A 22,790-nucleotide genomic window follows, 5' to 3' on the forward strand; every position below is an offset into this window, starting at 1 on the left:
GAATTTTTATTGGGTGCAGTGTGGCGCAGCACGTGCGATGCGTCCACATCTTTTATGATGACCGTAATGCTATGGCTTGACGGCGCACAGTGTCAGATCAGACGCTGTACGGTCCGTTTGCGCCACACCAGCATGTAATAGCTCATCTGCAGAACAAACATGGCGCAGAAGGTGATGGGGTAGGCGGCCCAGACGCCATCGAGACCGATAGTGCGGCTGAGGATGACGGCCGAGGGCACCTCGATGGCAACGATGGCGAAAACCAGAAGCGCCAATGGTGCGAATACCGTTCCGCTGGCACGCATCATTCCGGAGAAGGTTGTGGCCATGCCGAACAGGACCGAACTCCACAGTACAATGTGAAGCGATCGCTGTGCGAGTTCGAGGACCGCGGGATCGACAATGAAAAAGCTCATGAGGGTGCGGGAGAACAGGTAGGCGATCGCCACCAGTCCGCCGGTTAGGACGAGGTTCATCAGCAATCCGGTGCGGACGATGGCGCCGAGCCGGTCGGCCTGGCCGCGGCCGATGGCCTGCGCGCCGAAGATCGAGACCGTAATCGAGATCGAAATGGCCGGAAACTGCACATAGCTCAAGATCTGGTTGACCGCGCCATAAGCGGCGGTCGCGTTGGAGCCGAAGCCGTTGACGAGGCCGAGCAGCACAAGTTCGGCCACCGACATTACGGCCATGCCGATCGCGGAAGGGATACCGATCCGCAACACCTTGCGCAGCAGCGCGGGGTCAAGCCGTATTCTGCGCAGGAGCTCCGTGTCGGGCGCGAGCGCGTGTTTCTTGCGGCGCAGGTACATGGCGAGCCAGAGCAGCGTGAACGCGCTCGACGCGGCCGCGGCGCAGGCAGCACTGGCCACGCCAAGCCGCGGCAGGCCGAACCAGCCCTGGATCAGCGCCGGTGTGACGGTGAGGCCTATGAATGTGGATAGTGCCAGCGCCCATAGCGGCGTCACGGTGTCGCCGACGCCGCGCATCATCGATGTCATCAGAATGAAGATGAAGGTCGCCGGCATCGCCAGCATCATGATCCGGGCATAGGCGCTGGCCTGGTCGAGAACATCCGCCGGTGTCGCAAGCGCAACCATCATTGGTCGGCTCAACAGGGCGCCGAACACCGCAATGATGACCGCTAGCAGAAGGGCGACAGCGAGGGTCGTGCCGGCCACCGCCTTTACCTTGTGGCGCTCGCCCGCGCCCCAGGCCTGGCCAATCAGCACCGACGCGCCCGCTCCCAATCCCACGACGAAGGAGATGAAGAAGAACATTATCGGAAAGAACACCGATGCCGCCGCGAGCGCATCGACGCCGATCATCTGGCCGACATAGATGCTGTTGATGGTGCCGAACAGCGATTGCAGAATATTGCTCAGCATCATCGGTGTAAGGAAGGTGAGAAACGTCCTCCACAAAGGACGCGGTGTCATCGGCAAAGGCTCAGACATAGCGGGTTCTCGGTTGGCACGAAGACATAACGGTCCGTTAGCGCGCGTTGATGCGCACGGTGTTGTGGTGGTCGATGGGGCCGGGTGATCAGGCCAGTGGGGCGGCGGCCTGATCACGAAATGCGAGTATTACGATGTGATCGCGGATATCGACTGGCCAGTTCGCGATGAGTTCGGTGAAGCGCCGTTGATCGCCGGCAAACAGCGCGCGCGACGCTTCCTCAAAGCCCGGCCGATCTCCGGCCATGGTCGACATGAAGTGATAGGCCGCATCGCGCGCGGCGCGTTGACGATCCCTGTCGCCACTCGCGCGGCGGGCATTTTCTACCAGCTTGCGTAGCGCGACTGAGGCACCGCCCGGCTGTGCGCTAAGCCACTCCCAATGGCGCGGCAACAGCGTTACCTCGCGGGCGACAACGCCAAGCTTCGGCCGGCCACGGCCACGGGGCTCGGTCGACGCCTCGACGTGGGGCTCGACCGCGGATAGCTGGGGCAGACGGGCGACGACCTCGCGATGGCTGCCGCGCAAATCGATATCGAGTGACTTGCCGGTGGCATTGTCGAAAATGACGATCGGATCGGCGATTGCGCCGGTCGCGATCTTGATTGCGATCGCGACCTCGGCCAATGGCCCAGAAGCCAGCAGCTTCGGACCGGCAAAGGCGCTAAACGGAGGAACACACATTTCAGTCATGGGAATAAGCCCGTCTCATCATCAAGATCGATGCTAATTATACCCGGATAATATATCTGTCAATATTACCCGGGCAATAATTGAGCGCGCCAGCCCAAAGGATCGCCATGCTCACCGTTCATCACCTGAATAACTCGCGCTCCCAGCGCGTCCTGTGGCTGCTCGAGGAGCTCGGCACTCCCTATGAGATCATCAGGTACCATCGGCAGCCCAACATGCTGGCGCCGCCGGAGCTGCGGGCGATCCATCCGCTCGGCAAGTCGCCTGTCATCACCGACAATGGCAACACGATCGCCGAGTCCGGTGCGATCGTCGAATATCTCGTCAAAATCTATGGCAATGGCCGGCTGATCCCCGCCGACAATACCCCGGAGCGTCTGCGCTTCACCTACTGGCTGCACTATGCCGAGGGATCGGCGATGCCGCCGCTCCTGTTGAAACTGATCTTCCTGATGCTGCCGAAGCGCGCGCCGCTGCTGATGCGTCCGGTGGTCAATGCCATCGCGGCGAAAGCGCTGAACACGCTGGTCGATCCGCAACTCAAACAGCACATGGCGTTCTGGGAAGGCGAACTGTCGAAGAGCGAATGGTTCGCGGGCAGCGAGTTCACCGCCGCCGATATCCAGATGAGCTTCCCGCTCGAAGCAGCGTCCGCGCGCGCCGGGCTGGAGCAAGGACATCCCAAGGCGATGGCGTGGCTCGCGACGATCCACGCGCGGCCCGCCTATCAGCGTGCGCTGGAGAAGGGCGGGCCGTATTCGGTGGGCAAGTAATCGAGCTTCAGTAGCCAGCGGCCTCAGCGCCACGCGTACGCGGATCAGGGGCACCAAGCAAGCCGTCTGGCGTCACGAGAATCGAATTGGCCGAAGTCTGGCCCATCGGCTCGACCACCTTGTGGCCCATGGCACGCAGGGCATTGAGGGTCTCTTCGCTGAAGCCGCGTTCGATGCGCACTTCATCAGGCAACCACTGGTGATGCAGGCGAGAGGTCGCGACGGCCGACATCACATCCATTCTGTAGTCGATCACATTGACGATCACCTGCAGCACTGTCGAGATGATGCGGCTGCCGCCGGGCGAACCGGTGACGAGTACCGGCTTGCCGTCCTTCAGGACAATGGTCGGCGACATCGATGACAACGGTCGCTTGCCAGGACCCGGCAGGTTGGCTTCGAAGCCGACAAGTCCATAGGCATTGGATGCGCCGGGTGCGGCGGTGAAGTCGTCGAGCTCGTTGTTGAGCAATACGCCGGTGCCGTCGGCGATCAGGCCAACACCATAGCTGAAGTTCAGCGTATAAGTGTTGCTCACGGCATTGCCGGCGCTGTCGACCACTGAATAGTGGGTCGTATTCTGTCCTTCGCGCGGCGGTACGGCCGAGAGGGCATCGGTCCACGGCGTTGCCTTGTTGGGATCGATTGAGGCGCGCTGTCCGGTGGCGTAGTCCTTCGACGTCAGCGTCGTGATCGGCGCGTTGACAAAAGCGGGATCGCCCAGATAGCGCGCGCGATCCGCATAAGCACGCTTCATGGCTTCGACCAGCAGATGCAACGACGGTGCGGAGGCCTGCCGCATCTCGCCCATCGGAAAGCCTTCGAGAATATTCAGTGTCTCCAGCAGCACCGTTCCGCCGGATGACGGCAGCGGCATTGAGATGATGTCGTAGCCGCGATAGCTGCCGCGGACTGGCGTGCGAACGACGGGCTGATAGGTCCTGAGGTCGTCTGCCGTGAAAATGCCGCCTGCCGCATTGATGCCGCTGACCAACTTCTCGGCGATGGGCCCCTCATAGAAGCCGCGCGGTCCCTGTGCGGCAATCGCCGTGAGCGTTGTTGCGAGGTCTGTCTGGATCAACCGGTCGCCCTCGCGCAGCGACGTGCCATCGTCACGCGAAAAGATCTTCTTCGTCGCGGGCCAGCGCGCCAGGCGTCTGTGCCAATCCGGCAGCGTATCTGCGCCATCGTCAGTCAGGATGAAGCCGTCGCGCGCCAGCGCAATCGCGGGCTGTAACAGATCCGACAATGTGAACTTGCCCGAGCCGTATTTCTCCAGCGCCAGCGCAAGTCCCGCCACCGTGCCGGGGATGCCGATGCCCAAAGCGGAATCGCGGGATTTCGCGGTGTCCGGCTTGCCGTCGCTGCCGAGAAACATGGTGCGGGTGGCAGCGGCCGGTGCGGTCTCGCGATAGTCGATGGTGACGTCTTCGCCGGAGGCTGTGTGGATCACCATGAAACCGCCGCCACCGATATTACCGGCGCGGGGATAGGTCACGGCCATGGCGAAACCGCTCGCAACAGCCGCATCGATCGCATTGCCACCGCGCGCCATGACATCCGCACCGACCTTGGCGGATATTTTCTCCTGGGCGACGACCATGCCATGCTTGGCAGCGATGGGTTTGAGCGTGCCTGGCGGTGCGGGGGTATAGATGTCACGCGCCTGCTGCGCGTTTGTCGATGCCGGGACGACGAGTATAAATGCGAGTGCTGCGACGTACGTACAACGCAGGAAAGCAAACGGTGCCATCGATCACTCCGGCTGACAGCGGACATGATCGCATCGCCGTCTCGAATGCTATATGGCTTGTGAAACGTACGAGACAACACTCTGTGATTCGCGGGGGATACCACGCATGGCGGTCGCCGCCGCTTCATCAGCCTCTGTGACAGCGGCGCCAAAGACCTATCCACCGCGCTCTGCGGTGATCAGCTGGATGTTTTTCGACTGGGCGGCCCAGCCTTACTTCAGTCTCATCACAACCTTCGTTTTCGCGCCGTATTTCGCCACGCGCGTGGCATCCGACGCCGCCACCGGGCAATCCCTGTGGGGCTTCGCCACCGCTGCGGCCGGGTTGGTCATCGCGCTGGCATCGCCGATGCTTGGCGCGATCGCCGATGCGAGCGGCCGCCGCAAGCCTTGGATCGCAAGCTTCGGTGCGATCTTCGTGATCGGCGCCTGCATCATGTGGATCGGCAAGCCCGGCGATCCCGCTATCATCCTGCCGCTGCTGATTGCCTATGGCTTGGCGACCATCGGCGTGGAGTTTGCCACCGTGTTCAACAATGCGATGATGCCGACGTTGGTGCCGCCGGATAAAATCGGCCGCCTGTCCGGTTCGGGCTGGGCGCTCGGCTATGTCGGCGGCATTCTCAGCCTAATCATCGTGCTCGGCTTCATGGCTGCGAACCCGACCACGGGGCGCACATTGTTCGGTCTGGTCCCGATCCTCGGTCTCGACCCCGCGACGTTCCAGGGCGATCGCATTTCGGCGCCGCTGTCGGGCCTGTGGTTCGTCGTCTTCGTGCTGCCGATGTTTCTGCTGACGCCGGATTTTCCTGCAAAGGTTTCGCCCGCTCACGCCGTGCGTGCAGGTCTGACCGATCTCAGGCACACGCTAAGTGATCTGCCGAAGCATCGCTCGATGATGGCATTCCTGATTGCCAACATGATCTACACGGACGGGCTGGTGTCGCTGTTTGCTTTCGGTGGCATCTATGCGGCCGGCACGTTCGGTTGGAATACGATTCAGATCGGCACATTCGGTATCATCCTGGCCATTGCCGGAACGTTCGGCGCCTTCGTCGGCGGCAAGCTCGACGATGCGTTCGGACCAAAGCGTGTAATCACCGGCAGCATCCTGCTGCTGCTGATCTCGATCATCGCGATCCTGCTGATTGATCGCGAAACCATCTTCTTCATCAAGGTCGCGCCGCCGGTGCCCGGTGGCGGCCTGTTCGCGGCGCCTGCGGAGAAGGCCTATCTCGCGCTGGGTTGCCTGATCGGCATGGCGGGCGGTCCGCTGCAGGCGGCATCGCGCACGCTGTTGATCCGGTTGGCACCGCAAGATCGCATCGCGCAGTTCTTCGGTCTGTTCGCGCTGACCGGAAAGGTGACGTCCTTTATGGGGCCGCTATTGATCGGCCTCGTCACCGCGGTCACCGCCAGCCAGAAGGCTGGCATGGCGGTGCTGGTGCTGTTCTTTGTCGGTGGCCTCGGTCTGCTCGCACGGGTGCGGGAAGACTAGGGTGCGCGTCCCGGGATATCTCCGATCGAATCCTTATTTCGCTCAGCAGCGATGAGCATTTCGACAAAGGCGGTCACCTTGCGCGGCCGGAATTGTGCTGCAGGGTAAACCGTGTAGATGCCGCCGGACGGCAGCTGCCATTCCGGGAGGGCATGGCTCAGCCGCCCCGAGGCTAGATCTTCGGCCACCAGGAAATCCGGCAAAACCGAAAGGCCGCCACCGGCTCTGACTGCCGCGAGTACCCCTGGCGTCGTGTCGATGCCCATGCTCGCCTGCATGCGCACGGTCCGTCGTTCGAGGTCGCTGCGCGAGAACTGACACAGTAGCGGTTCGCGCAGTGCCATGTTGGCAATGAACGGCAGCGCAGCGAGATCCTTTGGATCGTAGGTGGCCGCGATTCGATCCGCGAATGCAGGGGCACCGACCAGCAATTGTCGGAAGGATCCGATCTTGCGCGCCTGCAGGCTGGAATCTGCAAGCCAGCCGACCCGGATCGCCATGTCTATCTTGCCGGAGGTGAGATCCATCGTCTGGTCGCTTAGCGTCTGCTCCACGCGGCAGCCGGGATAGCGCTTTGTGAAGGCCGTGACCACCGGAACGACCACTGCGATACCGTAGTCGTTGGGCGCGGTGATGCGCAGGGTGCCGGTCGGCTCGGCGGCCGCTTGGGTGAGTTCGTTGAACGCATCCTCCGCTTCCCGCAAGATCATGACGCAACGTGCATGAAACATGCGGCCGGCCTCGGTCGGATGGACGCGCCGCGTGGTCCGGACGAGAAGGCTCGTCCGCAACTCCTGTTCGAGCTGCGTCACCTGCTGGCTCACCACGGCCTTGGTGATGCCGAGCCGCTCTGCCGCGCGCGTGAAGGAGCCTGTGTCAACGACAGCAGCGAAATAAGCCAGCCGGTTCAGGTTCATCGCTATGACCGTGAGGAACGGGATAGATTGTCAGTTAATAGCATACGTTCTGTCTGGTTTGTCTGTCTTATTCGAGCATTTGCCGTGTGCCATAAATCGCGTCCAAGGAGACCGATATGGCCGCTACCACGCACATCGCCTATCTCTTCGATCCGCTCTGCGGCTGGTGCTACGGCGCTTCTGCAATTCTCGAAAAGCTTGCCGCTCTGCCGGACTTTTCCTTCGCGTTAGCTCCGACCGGGCATTTTGCCGGGTCTGGTGCCAGACCGATGGACAACGGTTTCGCTGCATTCGCCTGGGCCAATGACCAGCGCATTTCCCGCCTGAGTGGTCAGCCCTTCAGCGAAGCCTATCGCCGCAATGTCCTCGGGGATCACACGGGCCCCTTCGACTCTGGCCCGGCGACGCTGGCGATCACCGCGGTCGCACTCACTGCCCCGGACCGGGAGTTCGATGCTCTCAAGGCCATTCAGAATGCACGCTATGTCGAGGGCCGCGACAACACGGACATCTCGGTTCTCTCGCATGTGCTGCGCGTGTTGCAGTTGCCGGAGATCGCCGATCGCCTGGTCGCTCCTGATGACGCGTTGATCGCTGCTAACCGTACGCGCCTCGATACAGCACGCGTCGAGATGCGCCGATTTGGCGCCAATGGCGTCCCATCCCTCATTGTGGGCAACGGGGAGAGCCGACGTCTTGTCAGCGCGAGTAGCCTGTTCGGCAGCATGGAGACGCTCGTCGAGGGACTGAAGGCAGCCTGAGTTTTACTGATCAACAGCGACAGGCGAGCCACGCCTGAATTCTACACTACCCACTCTCACGAGGAGATGCCCATGTTCACCAGGAGAACCATCATGAAAACAACTCTTGCCGCCGGTGCAGTCGCTGTGTTCGCTCCAGAGGGAACGGGCTACGCGGCTGGTGGGCTTTCGTGGAAGCACTTCCCCGCCGGCCCAAAGGGGTTCTTTCGCGCCCCCGTGCTCATTACTGGCGCGTCCGAGGCTGTTCTGATCGATGGCGGCTTCACTTACTCCGACGGTCGGGCTGTAGCCGACGCAATCAAGGCGACGGGCAAGAAGCTCACCACCATCTATGTCAGCCAAGCCGACCCGGATTACTACTTCAGCCTCAAGCCAATTAAGGAAGCTTTCCCCGAAGCTCGGGTGATTGCAGCATCCGATACGGTGGCCGCCATCAACGGCAATGTGGAAAAGAAACTCGCAGTCTGGGGGCCGCAGCTTAAGGAAAACGGCCCGCAGACGCTTGCCGATGTCGTCATTCCCAAGGCTTTCGACGACAAGAAGCTCATCGTCGATGGGGAGACCATTGAGATCGTCGATGCAGAAGGGCTGGCCAGTCGGCGCTATCTCTTCGTGCCGTCGTTGAACGCGGTGTTTGGCGGGGTAATGATCTTTGCGGGTGTGTATGTCTGGACCGCCGATTCACCGACCAAGGAACAGCGCGCTGCATGGATCGCCAATCTCGATAAGATTACCGCCCGCAAGCCGGTAATCGTTGTGCCCGGTCACATGACGCCGGACGCTCCCACTGACCTCTCGGGTGTTGCGCACACCAAGGCTTACCTTGTTGCCTTCGAGGAAGAGCTGGCCAAGGCCAAGGACTCAATAACGCTCAAGAGAGCCATGGAAGCCCGCTTCCCCGGTCTCGGCATGGGGGTTGCCCTCGACATCGGCTCCAAGGTCGCCACCGGCGAGATGAAGTGGGGCTGAGATGGGAGCCAATCTCGATCTGATCCGGGCTACCTATGAGGGATCATCATCGGAAGAGAACGGCCATAACCTGCTGGCCGCTCTCGCTCCTGATGCCGTGTGGACCGAAGCTGATGGTTTCCCTTACGCAGGAACTTACGTGGGGCCGGAAGCGATTGCGGCGGGTGTGTTTCGGCGCCTCGCCACCGAGTGGGTGGGTTACCGCGCCGATGTTCACACCTATCTCGAAGATGGCGACCGCGTCGCCGCCTTCGGCGTTTACTCTGGGACCTACAAGACGACGGGCAAGTCGATGCTGGCCGCCTTCGCACACCTCTACCTAGTGAGGGGCGGCAAGATCGCGCGCATGACGCAATATGTCGATACGCTCATGGTCCAACAGGCCTTGGCTTTGTAGCCCGATCACGCCGCTCGATGCGCCGACTGAGAAGATCGATCATCTTGGTCTATCGGTTGGCCGTGGGCCGCTGGCTAGCAGCCGGGGCTCCTTATGGCCGCAACTAGTGCTTGAAGTGGCGGACGCCGGTGAACACCATTGCGATTCCGGCGTCATCCGCCGCCTTGATCACTTCATCGTCGCGGATCGAACCGCCTGGCTGAATCACGGCCGTGGCTCCGGCCTCGATCGCCACCAATAGTCCGTCGGCGAAGGGGAAGAACGCATCTGATGCGACGACCGATCCTTTGGTCATAGGCTCGGCGAGTTTCAGTTCGGCAGCAGCATCCTGCGCCTTACGTGCGGCAATCCGAGCGGAATCGACCCGGCTCATCTGGCCTGCACCGATACCGACGGTGGCAAGGTCCTTCGCGTAAATGATCGTGTTCGATTTGACATGCTTGGCCACACGGAATGCAAATTTGAGATCGCGCAATTCAGCTTCCGTCGGCTGCCGTTTGGTAACCGGCTTCAGGATCATGTCATCGACCACCGCGTTGTCACGGCTCTGCACCAGTAGGCCGCCGGCCACCGTCTTGTAGGTCAGGCCCGGCGCGCGGGGATTAGGCAAGCTGCCTGCCAGCAGCAGGCGGATATTCCGTCGTTTGGCGATGATGGCGATTGCTTCTTCGGTGGCGTCCGGCGCGATGATCACCTCGGTCAGGATCTCGGTGATGGTCTGCGCGGTCTCCGCGTCCAGCGTGCGGTTCATGGCAATGATGCCGCCGAAGGCCGAAGTAGAATCGCAGGCCAGTGCCTTGCGATAGGCGTCGATCAGGTTGCTGCCTTCGGCCACGCCGCAGGGGTTGGCGTGCTTGACGATGACGCAGGCTGCGGTGCGCTTTGGATCGAACTCGGCGATGCATTCATAGGCCGCATCGGTGTCGTTGATATTGTTGTAGGACAGTTGCTTGCCCTGCACCTGCCGCGCCGAGGATACGCCGGGGCGGAGTTCGGGTGTGCGATAGAATGCAGCGGTCTGGTGCGGGTTCTCGCCGTAACGCAGCGCTTCGACGAGCTTGCCGCCAACAGCCCGGAAATCCGGCGCATCGATTTTCAACTGATCGGCAAACCAGTTCGAGATCGCGGCGTCATAGGCCGCAGTGCGGGCATAAGCCTTGGCTGCCAGACGGCGGCGCAGCGTTAGCGTGGTCGCGCCCTTGTTGGTGGCGAGTTCGTCGAGCACCGACTGATAGTCCGACGGCTCGACGACCACGGTGACGTCGTCGTGGTTCTTGGAGGCCGCGCGGATCATTGCCGGACCGCCGATGTCGATATTCTCGATACAATCCTCATAGGAGGCGTTCTTCGCAACGGTCTCCTCGAACGGGTAGAGGTTCACGACGAGCAGATCGATCTGCGAAATTCCGTGATCCTTCATTGCCTTGGCATGTTCGGCATTGTCACGGATCGCGAGCAGGCCGCCATGAACCTTGGGATGCAGCGTCTTGACCCGGCCATCCATCATTTCCGGGAAGCCGGTGAGGTCGGACACGTCCGAGACCTTCAGGCCCGCCGCAGCGATCGCCTTGGCGGTACCGCCGGTGGAGACGAGGTCGATGCCGTGAGCAGACAGCGCGCGAGCAAATTCGATCAGCCCGGACTTGTCGGAAACGGACAATAGAGCGCGAGTAACCTTGCGCGGATGGTCGGTCATGATGCGTATCCCGTGGGAGAAGGACGCCGCGTAGCATGGTTTCGCGGTGCAAGAAACTGCAAGGGCTTGCATGCCAGCAATTTCGTCGTGAAGGCCTGATTTACAACGGCAATTCCGGCTCGCGGCGGGCGTTGCGGCGGGCCGTGGTCTGCGACGGCGAGGAGGCCGAGCGGGCAAAACTCCAGCGGATGCTGGAGGTCTGCTGCGCGTTCTGGTGGATCACGATCTGGGCGGTCCGACGCGGTCCGTCATTGCCGGCCAGGAACACGCTGTCCTCCAGTTCGACCTTGTCGTCGAGGGCTTCGAAGGTCCAGACGTCGCGGTTCGGCAATACCAGCATGACACCGCGGGCGTCGCTGAGCCGGCTGGCCTTTACCGACGGGTGCAGATGGAAGCGCAAGGCGTAGTCGGTATTACTGCCTTTCAGCCGCGCGCCGGGCGCCGCCGCGACAATGTCCTCGCCCTCGAGTTTCGAACCGTCCTCGGAGATCATCAGCACGCGCCGATGCGTGACACCGAAGCGTGGGTGATAGCCGTCATGCGCGGTGGTCAGGATGGTGCCGTTAGAGGTGATCTCGCGATAGCTCTCCACCACATGCGGGCCGTTGACGATCGGTGCGCCCTGCAGAAACTTCTTCATCGCGCTGCGTTCGACGAACTGGCACGACGAGGTGTTGTGATAGGTCATCGTCGAATGCGCCGGCGTACCGCGCGCGAAAGCGCGCCAGTTGTCGCGCCCGGTCGACGGCATGCCGCAATTGATGACGATGCGGCTCGGGCCGGACGACAGTTCGAACGACAACGTGCCGGCATGTGCGTCATGACTGACGCTCGGAGGCGGCGGCGGGCCGGTATCGATGATCACGGTCATCTGGCCGGCTTCGAGACGCTGGAAGCCGGTATGCGGCATATGCGCCATCGGCACGCCATGCGTGTCGTCATAGGCCAGCAGCGTTGCCAGCAGATGCGATGGCGCATTGCTCATACCGTTGAACAGTGCGAACGAGCCGTCGCCATGACGGAAGAATCGCAGCATCGGCATCATGCGATCGATCGCATTCAGTAGCGCCGGCGGTGGCGCGATATTGCGGGCGGCAAAGGTCTGCCGCAGCGGCAGCAGATCGATCAGCAATTCGATCAGCGCGCCGGGGTTGCGCGAGATATGTCCGCCATCGGGCAGGATCTGGCGCTGCAATTCGTCGGAGAGTTTGCGTGTGGCGGTACGGATGTGGCGCGCCTGATTGGCGAGACATAGCGAGGCGTAGCACAGCGCGATCAGTACCTGCAGCTTCGGCACGCCGTCGGGAGCGTGAGACAGCGCGTAGCGTAGCGAGCGAATCTCGCGGCTGAGCGAGCGCAGATAGCGGCGATAGAATTTGCCGTCGGTATCGCCGAGTACCAGCGGCGCCTGCGATAGCAGCGAGATCACACGGCGGGCGATGACGTCGGCGCGGCGTCCGACCGGGCGCTTGCGCGACGTATTCGACATCCAGTCGTCGATCAGCGAGCGCGCATTGGCGCGGGTGATGGCGGTGTCGGCGGCGCGCAGATGGCGGAGCCAGCCGAAGCCGAGCAGTGAAACTTCCCAGTCTTCCGACGGCGGTTCCAGATCGAAGATCGAGCGGCCGTGACAGGTGACGATCTTGCCGGCAAAGACGAAGCGCCCGGCATAGATTTCGGCGGCGCGGGTGGCGTCCGTGGTGCGCAGATCATGCGGCGCGATGATCAGGCGATCTGTGCGTCCGGGCCAGAGCCGGGCCAGCGCCGCCGATCCGCCGGACGCGCGCGACATCGCGCTCCGCGCGAAGCGGCCGAGGATCAGCCCCGAGATACGTCTGCGATGTGCGACCACGCGCGCCTTGAACTGGAAGAGAAAGGGTTGTTGCGAATCCTTTTAGCCGGAAACGCGATCCGCACACAGTACAAGGAAGCCCCCTGTGGAAGCCTCGCGAATCGGGAGATTACTCTGTGAATATCAGGATTTAATGAGTCGCGCCGCATAGAAGCCGTCGAGCCCGCCGAGCCGAGGATCGGCATGGGGCAGATGGCTCGGCAAAGTGCGCAGATCGCCCTCGGGGGTGACGATCTCGGCCAGGCCGGCAACTTCACTGGCGTCGGCGGGGGCGCGGCGCATGCTGGAATCCTTGGCCAGCAGGTCGGCGATGGCTTGTTCGCCTTCTTCTGGCTCCAGCGAACAGGTGCAATAGACCAGGGTTCCGCCGGGCCTCAGGATGGAAGCCGCCTTCTGCAGCAGGCGCCGTTGCAGCGCCGTCAGCATGACGATATCGGAGTCCTGTTTCAGCCAGGCGACGTCGGGATGCCGCCGGATAGTGCCAGTCGAGGAGCAGGGCGCGTCCAGCAACACGCCGTCAAAGCCCTCGCCGGGATATTCGGTGCCGTCGACGACGACGGTTTCGGCCTCCAGCGACAGACGAGCCAGATTCTCGCGCAATCGCGCGACGCGGTTTGGCGAGCGGTCTACGGCCGTCACCTGAGCGCCGCCATGAACCAGCTGTGCTGTCTTGCCGCCCGGCGCGGCGCAAAGATCGACGATGCGCTTACCCTTGAGGTCGCCGAACAGCCGCGCCGGCAATGCCGCCGCCGCGTCCTGTACCCACCACTGGCCGTCATCGAAGCCCGGCAACATGGTCACCGAGCCCTGCAGCAGGGTTCGGACGGAGCCTGTGGGGAGTACCTCGCCGTGCAGGCGCGTGGCCCAGGCATCGGCTTCGGATTTGACGGTGAGATCGAGTGACGGCTCATAGCTCAGCGCCACGGCCATTTCCTTCGCGGCCGTCTCGCCGTAATGCGTCGTCCAGCGCGCCATCAACCATGGCGGGATGTCGAGAGTCTGGGCGGCCACTTCGTCGATCAGCGGCTGGCCTTCTCGCGCGCAGCGCCGCAATACGGCATTGACCAGCCCCGCATATTTCGCGGCCTTACGGTCGGATTGCACCATGCGGACCGACAGGTCGACGGCAGCGTGATCCGGCACGTCCATCCAGAGGATCTGGGCAGCGCCGATCAGGAGCGCACTTTGCGCACGCGGGGCATCGGTGGGAACACCACGGTCGAGCAGGCGGGAGAGAATATGCCCGAGCGTGCCCAGTCTGCGCAGGATCGTCGCAACCAGACGTCGCATCAGCGCGCGGTCGCGGTCGGACAGCGTTTTCAGGCCGGGATGGGCTGCGGCGCCTTCGAGCTGGTCGTCGAGGGTCCGATGCTTGTGCAATACGCCGTCGAGAATATCCGCCGCAATCCGTCGCGCGGCGAGGCCGGGGACCTCGGTTGGCGGTGCGTATCTTACTTGCGACATGCGAAAACATCACGACGGAGGGCGGGCAATGGCGCGGGCAGGCTCAGCATGCGGCCATTGGATGGGAGCGATTCTGTCGCATGCGAATATGCCAAATGTAAGAATCGCCCTTATATGCTCACAGTCGAACGGCAACTGTTCGACATTGATTTATGTAACGCGTGCCGCCCTTGCCGGTTCAGCAGGAAACCTGAGATGAACGACATTCCTTCCGAGTCCGCAACGTCTTTGCCGGAGCCTGAGCCGGCACCGAAGAAAGTTTTGACGCCCGCCGCGCAGCGTGCGCTGGCCGAGGCAGAAGAACGTCGGGCTGCAGCTGCAGCAGCACATACTGCGGCGAAAGCGAAAGAGTTCCAGGGACCTGAAGGCCCGGAGCCCACGCGCTTTGGCGACTGGGAGCGTAAGGGCATTGCGTCCGACTTCTAACCCTTCGGATCAATGAGCCAGATTCTTCTGGCTGGTTGTTTCGACTCACATTATCGCAGGACGATGACCCCAGCATCGCGCATTCACCGTGCGTCGCCGTGGCGATCCCGCATGTCCGCGGCGATGCCGTGGGTATTCGTGCTTGGCCTGGCCGCCGGCACCATGCTGCCGGTGAAGCGTTGGCTGCCGTTCCTGCCCGGCGCGGATCAGACCGAGGCCGCCCGCGATTCCGAGGCGATCGTCAGGCGCGCCGGCAATGCTGAGGCGCGCTACCCGATCGAGATGCGCTATGCCATCGACGGCGATACTTTTGGCGCGCGCGTGCATCTTGGGTCGGGTGAAGACGTCAGCGTGCGCATTCGTTTGCGTGGCATCGATGCGCCGGAGCTGAAGGGGCAATGCGCGCGCGAGATCCAGAAAGCAGAAACTGCGACGGCTGCACTGACCAAGTTGCTCCGCGAGGGAAGTCTCACGATCTACAATATCGGGCCTGACAAATATCCCGGCCGCGTGGTCGCCGATGTCGCGACCAGGCAAACGCCCAACGTGTCTGCAGCAATGCTCAACGCAGGGCACGCGCGCCCGTATGGTGGCGGTCATCGCAACGGCTGGTGCGATAGCCGATGAGATCAGCAAAACAAAAAGCCGCGCATCATGCGCGGCTTTCAGAATAGTGAAGCTGCCAGCGATCAGCGCTGGGTGACGATCACCGGCGTGCCGACCGAGACGCGCGAATAGAGGTCGGTGATGTCTTCGTTGTACATGCGGACGCAACCGTAAGAGACATAGCCGCCGATCGAATTGGGGCGGTTGGTGCCGTGGATGGCATATTCGCCGCCGGCGAGGGTCATCGCAGCAACGCCCATCGGATTAGCTGGCGAACCGCCCGCAATCACATCGGGGATATTCGGATTGTCACGCTTGACGTCGGCGGGCGGAGCCCAGGCCGGCTGGCGGTACTTGCCGTCGATCTTGGTGGCGCCGGCCCACTGTTTGCCGGGCTTGCCGACACCGACGGGATAGCGCACGGCCTGACCCTGTTCGAGCACGAGATACAGCTTACGCTCATTGGTCTTCACGACGATGGTGCCGGGGGCATAGTCGCCGTGGAAGCCGACCACATTGGGCGCTGCCTGCGCGGTGGGGGACATTAGGGCGCCAACGACAACGGTGGCTGCCAGCGCACTAGCAATCTTCAAGGACATCGATCTCTCCAGTTCGGCCCGGCCGGTAGCGGCCGACGAGGTCGTGCCGCCTCTCAAGGCGACGAAAACAATTGCACACGGGAAATTCTCAACCAGTCGCGTAAACAACCGGTCTCTGCCAGCGCGGGGGAGTGCGCCAACGAGCGTCTAAAGAGGAAATCCGCTGAACAAAGTAAATGCCCGGAAAACAACACTCGCTCTAAATTGGCCGGGGGTGGCCATCCGGCCCTGACAATCGCGTGAGGCCAGCCAGATGCAATGCGTTGGAGGTCACTAGGCCAGCGTAAAGGCCTCATGGACGGCGGATTGTACCGCGCCGCCGAGGACAGCGCCGCCACCGGCCACATAGATCCAGTCACCAATAACTGTGGCGCCGACCGCATGGCGCGGGGTCAGCATCGGCGCGTGGCTCTGCCAAGTGTCGGAGGCCGGATCGTAGCTTTCCATCTGTCCGTACACCTTGCCCTGGGTGAGCTGGCCGTTCTGCACCACGCCGGATTCTCCGCCCATGGCAAACAGCCGGTCGCGATACACCACAAGGCCATGGCCCGAACGGGTCGTCGGCAGTGCGGCGCGCAGCTCCCATGTGTCGCGCTCGGGCAGATACACATGGTGCAGATCGGTATTGTACTCGAACGTATTGAAACGCCCGCCGATCACATGGATCACGCCGCGCGTGGCGACGCAGCCGACATGGTCGCGCGCACCGGGCAGTGCCTTGCGGGTCTCCCATTTGTCGGTCTTGGGATCATAGACTTCGTGCCAACTGACACTGGCGCGCTCAGCCGCCGGTTCCGACGCGCCGCCGATCAGATGGATCTTGCCGTTCAGCGCGACCGCAGCGCCGGCACCGCGCGGTCTCGGCAACGGCGCGATCGTATCCCAGCGATTGGCAGCGACATCATAGGCATAGGCGTTCTGGTCCGAGCCGCGGTTCTGCTGCATGAAACCGCCGAGCGCATAGACGCGGCCGGCATCGGCAGCGACCGAGACATGGTTGGCGCCGCGCGGCAGGGGCGCTGCGTCGAGCCACTGATCTGAAGCGGGATCGTAGACATGGTGATAGGGGCGGTCGACACGGCCTTCGCCGTAGCCGCCGACGATATGCATGCGATCGGCCCATGACGTCGCCCAAGCCATCTCGCTGCGCGGTAATGGCAATGCAGCGCGCGATATCCACTTGCCCTGCGGTCCCTTCGGTGCGGGACTCTCAGTGACGCGCTGTGCTTCCTGCTCAGGCGTCATGTGATGTGGCACACCGCCTTGCAATTTGGCGTAGGGCTCTTTCGACGACGGCGCCCCAGGCAATGCGGGATGACCGGCATGTTGCGCACGGGCGGAGGCTCCGCCCGCGACAACTGCAACACTTCCCAACACGAATGACCGACGATCCATCACATCACTCCGCGCCTGCCGATAGACTAGGGGTGAGTTGTTACGCCCCCGGCTTCTTGTTCTGCCGATGCTCGACGAGGTCGGTGACCACGGCGGGATCGGCCAGTGTCGATGTATCACCCAGAGATGACGGTTCGTCTTCGGCGATCTTGCGCAGGATGCGGCGCATGATCTTGCCGGAGCGGGTCTTTGGTAGACCCGGTGCGAACTGGATCAGGTCCGGCGAGGCGATCGGGCCGATGTCCTTGCGAACCCAGGCCACCAGCTCCTTGCGGAGCTCTTCAGTCGGCTCGACGCCGTTCATCAGCGTGACGTAAGCGTAGATGCCCTGGCCCTTGATGTCGTGCGGATAGCCGACCACGGCGGCTTCCGACACTTTCTCATGTGCGACCAGCGACGATTCCACTTCCGCGGTGCCCATGCGGTGGCCGGAGACATTGATGACGTCGTCGACGCGGCCGGTGATCCAGTAATAACCGTCGGCATCGCGGCGGCAGCCGTCGCCGGTGAAGTACTTGTTTTTGTAGGTCGAGAAATAGGTCTGTTCGAAACGGGCGTGATCGCCATAGACCGTCCGCATCTGGCCAGGCCATGACTTGGCGATGCAGAGATTGCCCGAGGTCTCGCCCTCCAGCACCTTGCCGTCAGCATCGACGATCTCGGGCACGACGCCAAAGAACGGCCGCGTCGCCGAGCCGGGCTTGAGCTTCGTCGCGCCGGGCAGCGGCGTGATGAGAATGCCGCCGGTCTCGGTCTGCCACCAGGTATCGACGATCGGCGCACGCGCCTCACCGACGACGTGATAGTACCACTCCCAGGCTTCCGGGTTGATCGGCTCGCCGACCGAGCCGAGCAATCGCAGGCTCTTGCGCGAGGTCTTCTTTACCGGCTCGTCGCCGGCCTGCATCAGCGCACGGATCGCGGTCGGTGCGGTGTAGAAAATATTGACCTGATGCTTGTCGATCACTTCCCAGAACCGCGACATCGACGGATAGTTCGGCACGCCTTCGAACATCAGCGTGGTCGCGCCGTTGGCCAGCGGCCCGTAGAGAATGTAGCTGTGACCGGTCACCCAGCCGACGTCGGCGGTGCACCAGTAGATGTCACCCTCGTGATAGTCGAACACATATTGATGCGTCATCGACGCGAACAGCAGATAGCCGCCGGTGGTGTGCAGCACGCCCTTGGGCTGGCCGGTGGAGCCCGACGTATAAAGGATGAACAGCGGATCTTCCGCATTCATCGGCTCGCACGGGCATTCGGTGGTGACGACTTCGGCGGCTTCGCGGTACCAGAAGTCACGGGCGGGATCCATGTTCACCGGTGTGCCGGTGTGCTTGACGACGACGACCCAGTCGACACCGCCGGCCTTGGCGACCGCGGCATCGACATTGTTCTTTAGCGGCACCTTCTTGCCGCCGCGCAGGCCTTCATCGGCGGTGATGATGATCTTAGACCGGCAGTCAGTGATGCGCTGCGCTAGCGAGTCCGGCGAGAAGCCGGCGAAGACCACTGAATGGACCGCGCCGATGCGCGCGCAGGCCAGCATCGCGTAAGCGGCTTCCGGAATCATCGGCAGATAAATCGTGACGCGGTCGCCTTTGCCGACATTGCGATTGCGCAACACGTTGGCCATCTTGCAAACTTCGTCGTGCAGTTCCTGATAGCTGATGTGCTTCGACTGCGAGGGGTCGTCGCCTTCCCAGATGATCGCGGTCTGGTTGGCGCGCTTCGGTAGATGGCGGTCGATGCAATTATAGGCGGCGTTCAATACGCCATCCTCGAACCACTTGATCGAGATCTTGCCTGGGGCAAAGGACGTGTTTTCGATCTTGGTGGGGGCGTGGCTCCAGTTGAGGCGCTTGGCCTGCTCGGCCCAGAAGCCGTTGGAATCGCTGATCGAGCGCGCATACATCTCGTTGTATTTTGCGTCATCGACGAAGGCGCGCGTCGTCCACTCAGCCGGTACGTCGTAAATCTTGTCGGACATCGTCCCCTCCACCACCGTGCGACCGCTGCGCGAATTCGCCGCCAGCCGGTTCTCGTTGCGCGCAATATGCGCCGGCGCGAGATAGCTGGACAAGCGGGGCCGGACTAGGCCTTTGGTCGGTCCGCAAGGTCGCAGCCCCGATCACGTTCGCGTTTTGACGGCCCGGAAACTTCATCATAAAGCCAATTCAGGCGCTAAACGGTAACCAGTAACCGAAATTGCGTACCTGTGGACTCGCAATAGTTGCGGGAAGCCCCTAAATCGCCCTCGCAGGGACGGCCAAGCGGCCCGGAACCAAAAATCAATAAACGGCATTAGCAGAGACACAGGGCCGACGAGGCAGATAACACTATGATGGAACAGCAGAATTTCGCGCCTTCGCGGGCCGTTTCCGCCCGTTTCGTCGCGCGGCTAGCCCGTATGGCCAAGCCAAGCCCCGCGAGTGTGGAGGTTTTGGCCCGTGAAATGGGCCTGAAGCTCGGAGATCAGTCTGAGCTGACGATCCGCCGGCTCAAGCGCGGAAAATCTTATTCCTTCGTCAGGGCCAACGGCACCCCGATCAAGCATATCGGGACGATCAAGCGGCTGAACTCCATGGCAGTGCCCCCGGCCTATGCCGAGGTCCGCTATGCTGCTGATCCTACGTCGCATTTGCAGGCCGTAGGCCGCGACGCGGCCGGCCGCCTGCAATACCGCTATCACTCGGATTGGGAGAAGGTCCGCGAGCAGCGCAAGGCGCATCGGCTGGCGAAGCTGGTGGCGGCACTGCCGAAGATCCGCCGTAACGTCTCGGCGCTTTTGGCAGGCGACGAGCCGACGCGTGAGTTCGCGCTCGCCGCTGTCATCGAACTCGTCACGCGCACCGCGATCCGTGCCGGCAATGAGAGCTATATGAAGCTGTCGGGCACCCGCGGCGCTACAACGCTGATGAAGTCGAACGTGCAGCTCGAAGACGATTGCATCGTGCTCACCTTCAAGGCCAAGGGCGGCAAGGCAGTGCGCAAGGAGTCCAATGCGTCGAAGCTCGTCCGCGCGATTGGTATCCTGCACGACGTCCCGGGCAAGCGCCTGTTCCAGTATCGCGACAATGCTGGCCGCATTCACAAGGTCAACACGGCAGCAGTGAACGCCTTCCTGCGCGATATCGCCGGCATCAAGATTTCACTGAAGGATTTCCGCACTCTGATGGCGTCGGCGACGGTGGCTGAAACCCTGTCACGGATAGAGCCGGCAGCCAGTGAGCGCGGACGCAGGAAGCAGGTGCTCGAAGCCGTGCGGTCGGCGGCGGACGAATTGCAGAACACGGCGGCGATCTGCCGCAAGAGCTATGTGCACGATACCATCGTCACCGCCTTCGAGGACGGCGTCCTCGCGCGCATCGCCGCGACGCAAACGGGCTATCGCTCGCAATCGAAGCGGGAGCAGCTTTTGGCGCAGGTGGTGGCAGAGGCGGGGTAGTTAGGCCAGCGTCCACACCGCCGTGTTCTTGATCTCTGCATCTTCAAGATCGCGCGTCACGGGCACTCTGTATTCCGCGAGCTTGCGCAACTTGTCTTTCGGCAGATAGCTGCGGCCGGGGTCGCCGATCAGGATCGTTGCACCGCGCGCCGCTTGCTCTGAAAGAAATGCAAAGGCGCGCTCTGCGGTGTCGCGTTCATAGAAAATATCGCCTGCCAGAATCGTTTGTGCGGTGGGGACAGATGAGCCGCCGAGCAGATCGTCACCGCGAGCATTGATCGTAACGCCATTTTCAGCCGCGTTCAGTGCGATGGCCGTGCGCGCAAAGGCGTCGATGTCATAGGCGAAGACGCTGCTTGCCCCGGCTTTCATCGCGGCGATAGCCACCAGCCCCGATCCTGTTGCGAAATCGATGATGGTCTTTTCAGCAACATGCCCGGGATGATCGATAACAAAGCGCGCCAGTGCCTGTCCGCCGGCCCAGGCAAAAGCCCAGAATGGAGGCGGTAGTCCGGCTTCTTCGAGTTCTTCCTCAGTCTTGCTCCACAGCGGTACGGCCTCGTCGGCTGTGTGCAGCACAATGTTCGGCACCAGTGGCACCGGTCGCAGGCGCGTATTGGCGCGGATGAAAGCTACGGGATCAGTGATTGCAAGATTGGCCGCGCCGTCGGCGCTCACAATCCGCCCATTTTGCAGACGAGCTTCCACTCCTCCGCGGTCACCGGCTGCACCGAGAGCCGCGACAGTTTCAGCAGCGCCATCTCGCCGAGCTTTGGCTCGGCCTTCACGGCAACGAGCGTCACCGGCGTCTTCAAAGGCTTGTCGGCGGCAATGTCGACGCAGACGAACTTGCCGGATTCGTCGGTCGGGTCGGGATAATGCTCTTTCACGATCTCGACGATCCCGACAACTTCCTTGCCTTCGTTGGAATGATAGAAGAAGGCGCGATCACCTTTCTTCATGGCCATCATGTTGAGCTTGGCGCTGTGGTTGCGCACGCCGGTCCAGGCTTCGCCCTTTTTGCCCTTCGCGACCTGCTGGTCCCACGACCACACTGAAGGTTCGGATTTCACCAGCCAGTATTTCATCCCGTCTCTAACCTTCTGCCTTGAATGGCCGCGTCAGCAGGCCTTCGATGACCTGATCGATGGTCGCTTTGCCGGCCAAGATCGCTGCCACGGCTTTCGCCACGGGCATATCGACGCCCTTCGATGCCGCAAGCTCGATCAGCACCGGCGCCGTGAACTCACCTTCGGCAAGTTTGCCAGGCGTCGGTTGCTCGCCACGGCCGAGCGCCACGCCGAGTGAAAAATTGCGCGACTGTGCGCTGGAACAACTCAGGATCAGATCGCCAAGACCTGACAGTCCCGATAGCGTCTCGGCTCGTGCGCCGCAAGCGAGACCAAGCCGCAGCAGTTCACTGAAGCCCCGTGTTGTCAGCGCCGCAAGCGCGGAGGCGCCGAGCTGTTTGCCCGCGACAATGCCGGCAGCAATAGCCAGCACGTTCTTCGCCGCGCCGCCGATCTCGACGCCGCGCACATCGGTGGAGTGATAGGGACGGAACGTCGCCGAACCCAAGGCCTGCACGAGTGCGACAGCGATATCCTCGTCGGCGCAGGCCAGCGTCACTGCTGTCGGGAGGCCGGCGGCAACATCGTCAGCGAAATTCGGTCCCGACAGAATGGCGGGGATCACATGCGGTGCGACGTCGGTGATGACTTCCGTCATGAATTTGTGACTGCCGCGCTCGATGCCTTTGGCGCAGGCGACCACTGGAATGCCTGCCGGCAATAGCGGCGCGAGCGCCGTCAATGCCTCGCGCAACTGCTGCGACGGGACGGCGAGCAGAATGATATCGGCGCGCGCTGCCAGCGAAAGATCGGCGGTGACGAAGACAGAGTCATCGATGGCAGCGCTGGGCAGTCGCGGATTGGCGCGCGATACCTGCATCAGTTCGGCGGCTGCAGTCGAGCGTGCATAAAGCACGGTTTCGCGGCCGGCGCGCGCCGCGACATCGGCCAGCGCCGTGCCGTAAGCACCAGCGCCGATCACCGCCACAGAGTTTAAGTCGGCCATGATGTTCCC

Annotated in this window: 21 protein-coding genes; 8 read left to right on the plus strand and 13 right to left on the minus strand. The window is 62.3% G+C overall.

Features of this window, described 5'->3' with window-relative positions:
- Positions 1-92 precede the first annotated feature (92 nt).
- Both AB8A23_RS05440 and AB8A23_RS05445 read right to left on the minus strand, forming a co-directional pair.
- Positions 93-1,457 (minus strand): MATE family efflux transporter, encoded by a 1,365-nt coding sequence (locus AB8A23_RS05440; protein WP_439060225.1) that lies wholly within the window; start codon positions 1,455-1,457, stop codon positions 93-95.
- A gap of 88 nt (positions 1,458-1,545) precedes the next feature.
- Positions 1,546-2,151: a DUF2239 family protein gene (locus tag AB8A23_RS05445; protein WP_439060223.1), complete on the minus strand. Its 606-nt coding sequence runs from the start codon at positions 2,149-2,151 to the stop codon at positions 1,546-1,548.
- Between the two features lie 107 nt (positions 2,152-2,258).
- On the opposite strand from AB8A23_RS05445, the gene AB8A23_RS05450 reads away from it, so the two are divergent.
- The gene (locus tag AB8A23_RS05450; protein ID WP_439060221.1) at positions 2,259-2,924 is read left to right on the plus strand and encodes a glutathione S-transferase family protein; all 666 of its coding nucleotides are present in this window, start codon (positions 2,259-2,261) and stop codon (positions 2,922-2,924) included.
- A 7-nt stretch (positions 2,925-2,931) separates the two neighbouring features.
- On the opposite strand, the gene ggt is transcribed toward AB8A23_RS05450, so the two are convergent.
- Positions 2,932-4,677 (minus strand): gamma-glutamyltransferase, encoded by a 1,746-nt coding sequence (gene ggt / locus AB8A23_RS05455; protein ID WP_439060220.1) that lies wholly within the window; start codon positions 4,675-4,677, stop codon positions 2,932-2,934.
- A gap of 106 nt (positions 4,678-4,783) precedes the next feature.
- On the opposite strand from ggt, the gene AB8A23_RS05460 reads away from it, so the two are divergent.
- Positions 4,784-6,175 carry an MFS transporter gene (locus AB8A23_RS05460; RefSeq protein WP_439060218.1) on the plus strand — a complete coding sequence of 464 codons (1,392 nt, stop codon included), beginning with the start codon at positions 4,784-4,786 and terminating at the stop codon, positions 6,173-6,175.
- Here AB8A23_RS05460 and AB8A23_RS05465 read toward each other — a convergent pair.
- Positions 6,172-7,092, minus strand: coding sequence for a LysR family transcriptional regulator (locus tag AB8A23_RS05465; protein ID WP_175369319.1), 921 nt, complete (start codon positions 7,090-7,092; stop codon positions 6,172-6,174). The genes AB8A23_RS05460 and AB8A23_RS05465 overlap by 4 nt on opposite strands.
- 116 nt (positions 7,093-7,208) lie before the next feature.
- Between AB8A23_RS05465 and AB8A23_RS05470 the strand changes: the two genes are divergently transcribed.
- The 3 genes from AB8A23_RS05470 (at position 7,209) to AB8A23_RS05480 (ending at position 9,219) form a co-directional block, all read left to right on the plus strand.
- A complete protein-coding gene (locus tag AB8A23_RS05470; RefSeq protein WP_439060216.1) occupies positions 7,209-7,853 on the plus strand; it encodes a DsbA family protein in 645 nt (214 codons plus the stop codon).
- A gap of 72 nt (positions 7,854-7,925) precedes the next feature.
- Complete coding sequence (locus AB8A23_RS05475; protein ID WP_439060214.1) at positions 7,926-8,822, plus strand: MBL fold metallo-hydrolase; 897 nt, start codon at positions 7,926-7,928, stop codon at positions 8,820-8,822.
- Between the two features lies 1 nt (position 8,823).
- The gene (locus AB8A23_RS05480; protein WP_439060213.1) at positions 8,824-9,219 is read left to right on the plus strand and encodes a nuclear transport factor 2 family protein; all 396 of its coding nucleotides are present in this window, start codon (positions 8,824-8,826) and stop codon (positions 9,217-9,219) included.
- A 103-nt stretch (positions 9,220-9,322) separates the two neighbouring features.
- Here the strand turns inward: AB8A23_RS05480 and purH are convergent, their stop codons facing one another.
- From purH to AB8A23_RS05495, 3 genes are all read right to left on the minus strand, one after another.
- On the minus strand, positions 9,323-10,915 hold the full coding sequence (gene purH, locus AB8A23_RS05485; RefSeq protein ID WP_092141028.1) for a bifunctional phosphoribosylaminoimidazolecarboxamide formyltransferase/IMP cyclohydrolase: 1,593 nt from the start codon (positions 10,913-10,915) through the stop codon (positions 9,323-9,325).
- A gap of 100 nt (positions 10,916-11,015) precedes the next feature.
- On the minus strand, positions 11,016-12,707 hold the full coding sequence (locus AB8A23_RS05490) for a heparinase II/III family protein (protein ID WP_439060571.1): 1,692 nt from the start codon (positions 12,705-12,707) through the stop codon (positions 11,016-11,018).
- A 183-nt stretch (positions 12,708-12,890) separates the two neighbouring features.
- Positions 12,891-14,231 (minus strand): RsmB/NOP family class I SAM-dependent RNA methyltransferase, encoded by a 1,341-nt coding sequence (locus AB8A23_RS05495; RefSeq protein ID WP_184512479.1) that lies wholly within the window; start codon positions 14,229-14,231, stop codon positions 12,891-12,893.
- Positions 14,232-14,426: 195 nt separating this feature from the next.
- Here AB8A23_RS05495 and AB8A23_RS05500 point away from each other — a divergent pair, with 195 nt between their 5' ends.
- On the plus strand, positions 14,427-14,657 hold the full coding sequence (locus tag AB8A23_RS05500; protein WP_115033144.1) for a DUF1674 domain-containing protein: 231 nt from the start codon (positions 14,427-14,429) through the stop codon (positions 14,655-14,657).
- 111 nt (positions 14,658-14,768) lie between these two features.
- Entirely contained in the window at positions 14,769-15,284 is a 516-nt protein-coding gene (locus tag AB8A23_RS05505; RefSeq protein ID WP_244628355.1) for a thermonuclease family protein, read from the plus strand.
- Between the two features lie 62 nt (positions 15,285-15,346).
- Here the strand turns inward: AB8A23_RS05505 and AB8A23_RS05510 are convergent, their stop codons facing one another.
- The 3 genes from AB8A23_RS05510 to acs all read right to left on the minus strand — a co-directional run bounded on the left by AB8A23_RS05510 (position 15,347) and on the right by acs (position 19,247).
- On the minus strand, positions 15,347-15,862 hold the full coding sequence (locus tag AB8A23_RS05510; RefSeq protein ID WP_175369311.1) for a L,D-transpeptidase: 516 nt from the start codon (positions 15,860-15,862) through the stop codon (positions 15,347-15,349).
- Positions 15,863-16,135: 273 nt separating this feature from the next.
- Positions 16,136-17,257, minus strand: coding sequence for a Kelch repeat-containing protein (locus AB8A23_RS05515; RefSeq protein ID WP_439060210.1), 1,122 nt, complete (start codon positions 17,255-17,257; stop codon positions 16,136-16,138).
- Between the two features lie 40 nt (positions 17,258-17,297).
- On the minus strand, positions 17,298-19,247 hold the full coding sequence (gene acs / locus AB8A23_RS05520) for an acetate--CoA ligase (protein WP_439060208.1): 1,950 nt from the start codon (positions 19,245-19,247) through the stop codon (positions 17,298-17,300).
- A gap of 351 nt (positions 19,248-19,598) precedes the next feature.
- On the opposite strand from acs, the gene AB8A23_RS05525 reads away from it, so the two are divergent.
- A complete protein-coding gene (locus AB8A23_RS05525; RefSeq protein WP_439060207.1) occupies positions 19,599-20,705 on the plus strand; it encodes a DNA topoisomerase IB in 1,107 nt (368 codons plus the stop codon).
- Here the strand turns inward: AB8A23_RS05525 and AB8A23_RS05530 are convergent, their stop codons facing one another.
- From AB8A23_RS05530 to AB8A23_RS05540, 3 genes are read right to left on the minus strand one after another with little or no spacing between them, the layout of a single operon-like run.
- The gene (locus AB8A23_RS05530; RefSeq protein ID WP_439060205.1) at positions 20,706-21,383 is read right to left on the minus strand and encodes a class I SAM-dependent methyltransferase; all 678 of its coding nucleotides are present in this window, start codon (positions 21,381-21,383) and stop codon (positions 20,706-20,708) included.
- On the minus strand, positions 21,380-21,793 hold the full coding sequence (locus tag AB8A23_RS05535) for an EVE domain-containing protein (RefSeq protein ID WP_093757772.1): 414 nt from the start codon (positions 21,791-21,793) through the stop codon (positions 21,380-21,382). Before AB8A23_RS05535 ends, AB8A23_RS05530 begins: the two co-directional genes overlap by 4 nt.
- 7 nt (positions 21,794-21,800) lie before the next feature.
- On the minus strand, positions 21,801-22,781 hold the full coding sequence (locus AB8A23_RS05540; protein ID WP_439060203.1) for an NAD(P)H-dependent glycerol-3-phosphate dehydrogenase: 981 nt from the start codon (positions 22,779-22,781) through the stop codon (positions 21,801-21,803).
- Positions 22,782-22,790 lie beyond the last annotated feature (9 nt).

This window comes from Tardiphaga sp. 619_E2_N8_4 (assembly GCF_051810905.1).
In the GTDB taxonomy this organism is placed as follows: Bacteria; Pseudomonadota; Alphaproteobacteria; order Rhizobiales; family Xanthobacteraceae; genus Tardiphaga; species Tardiphaga robiniae.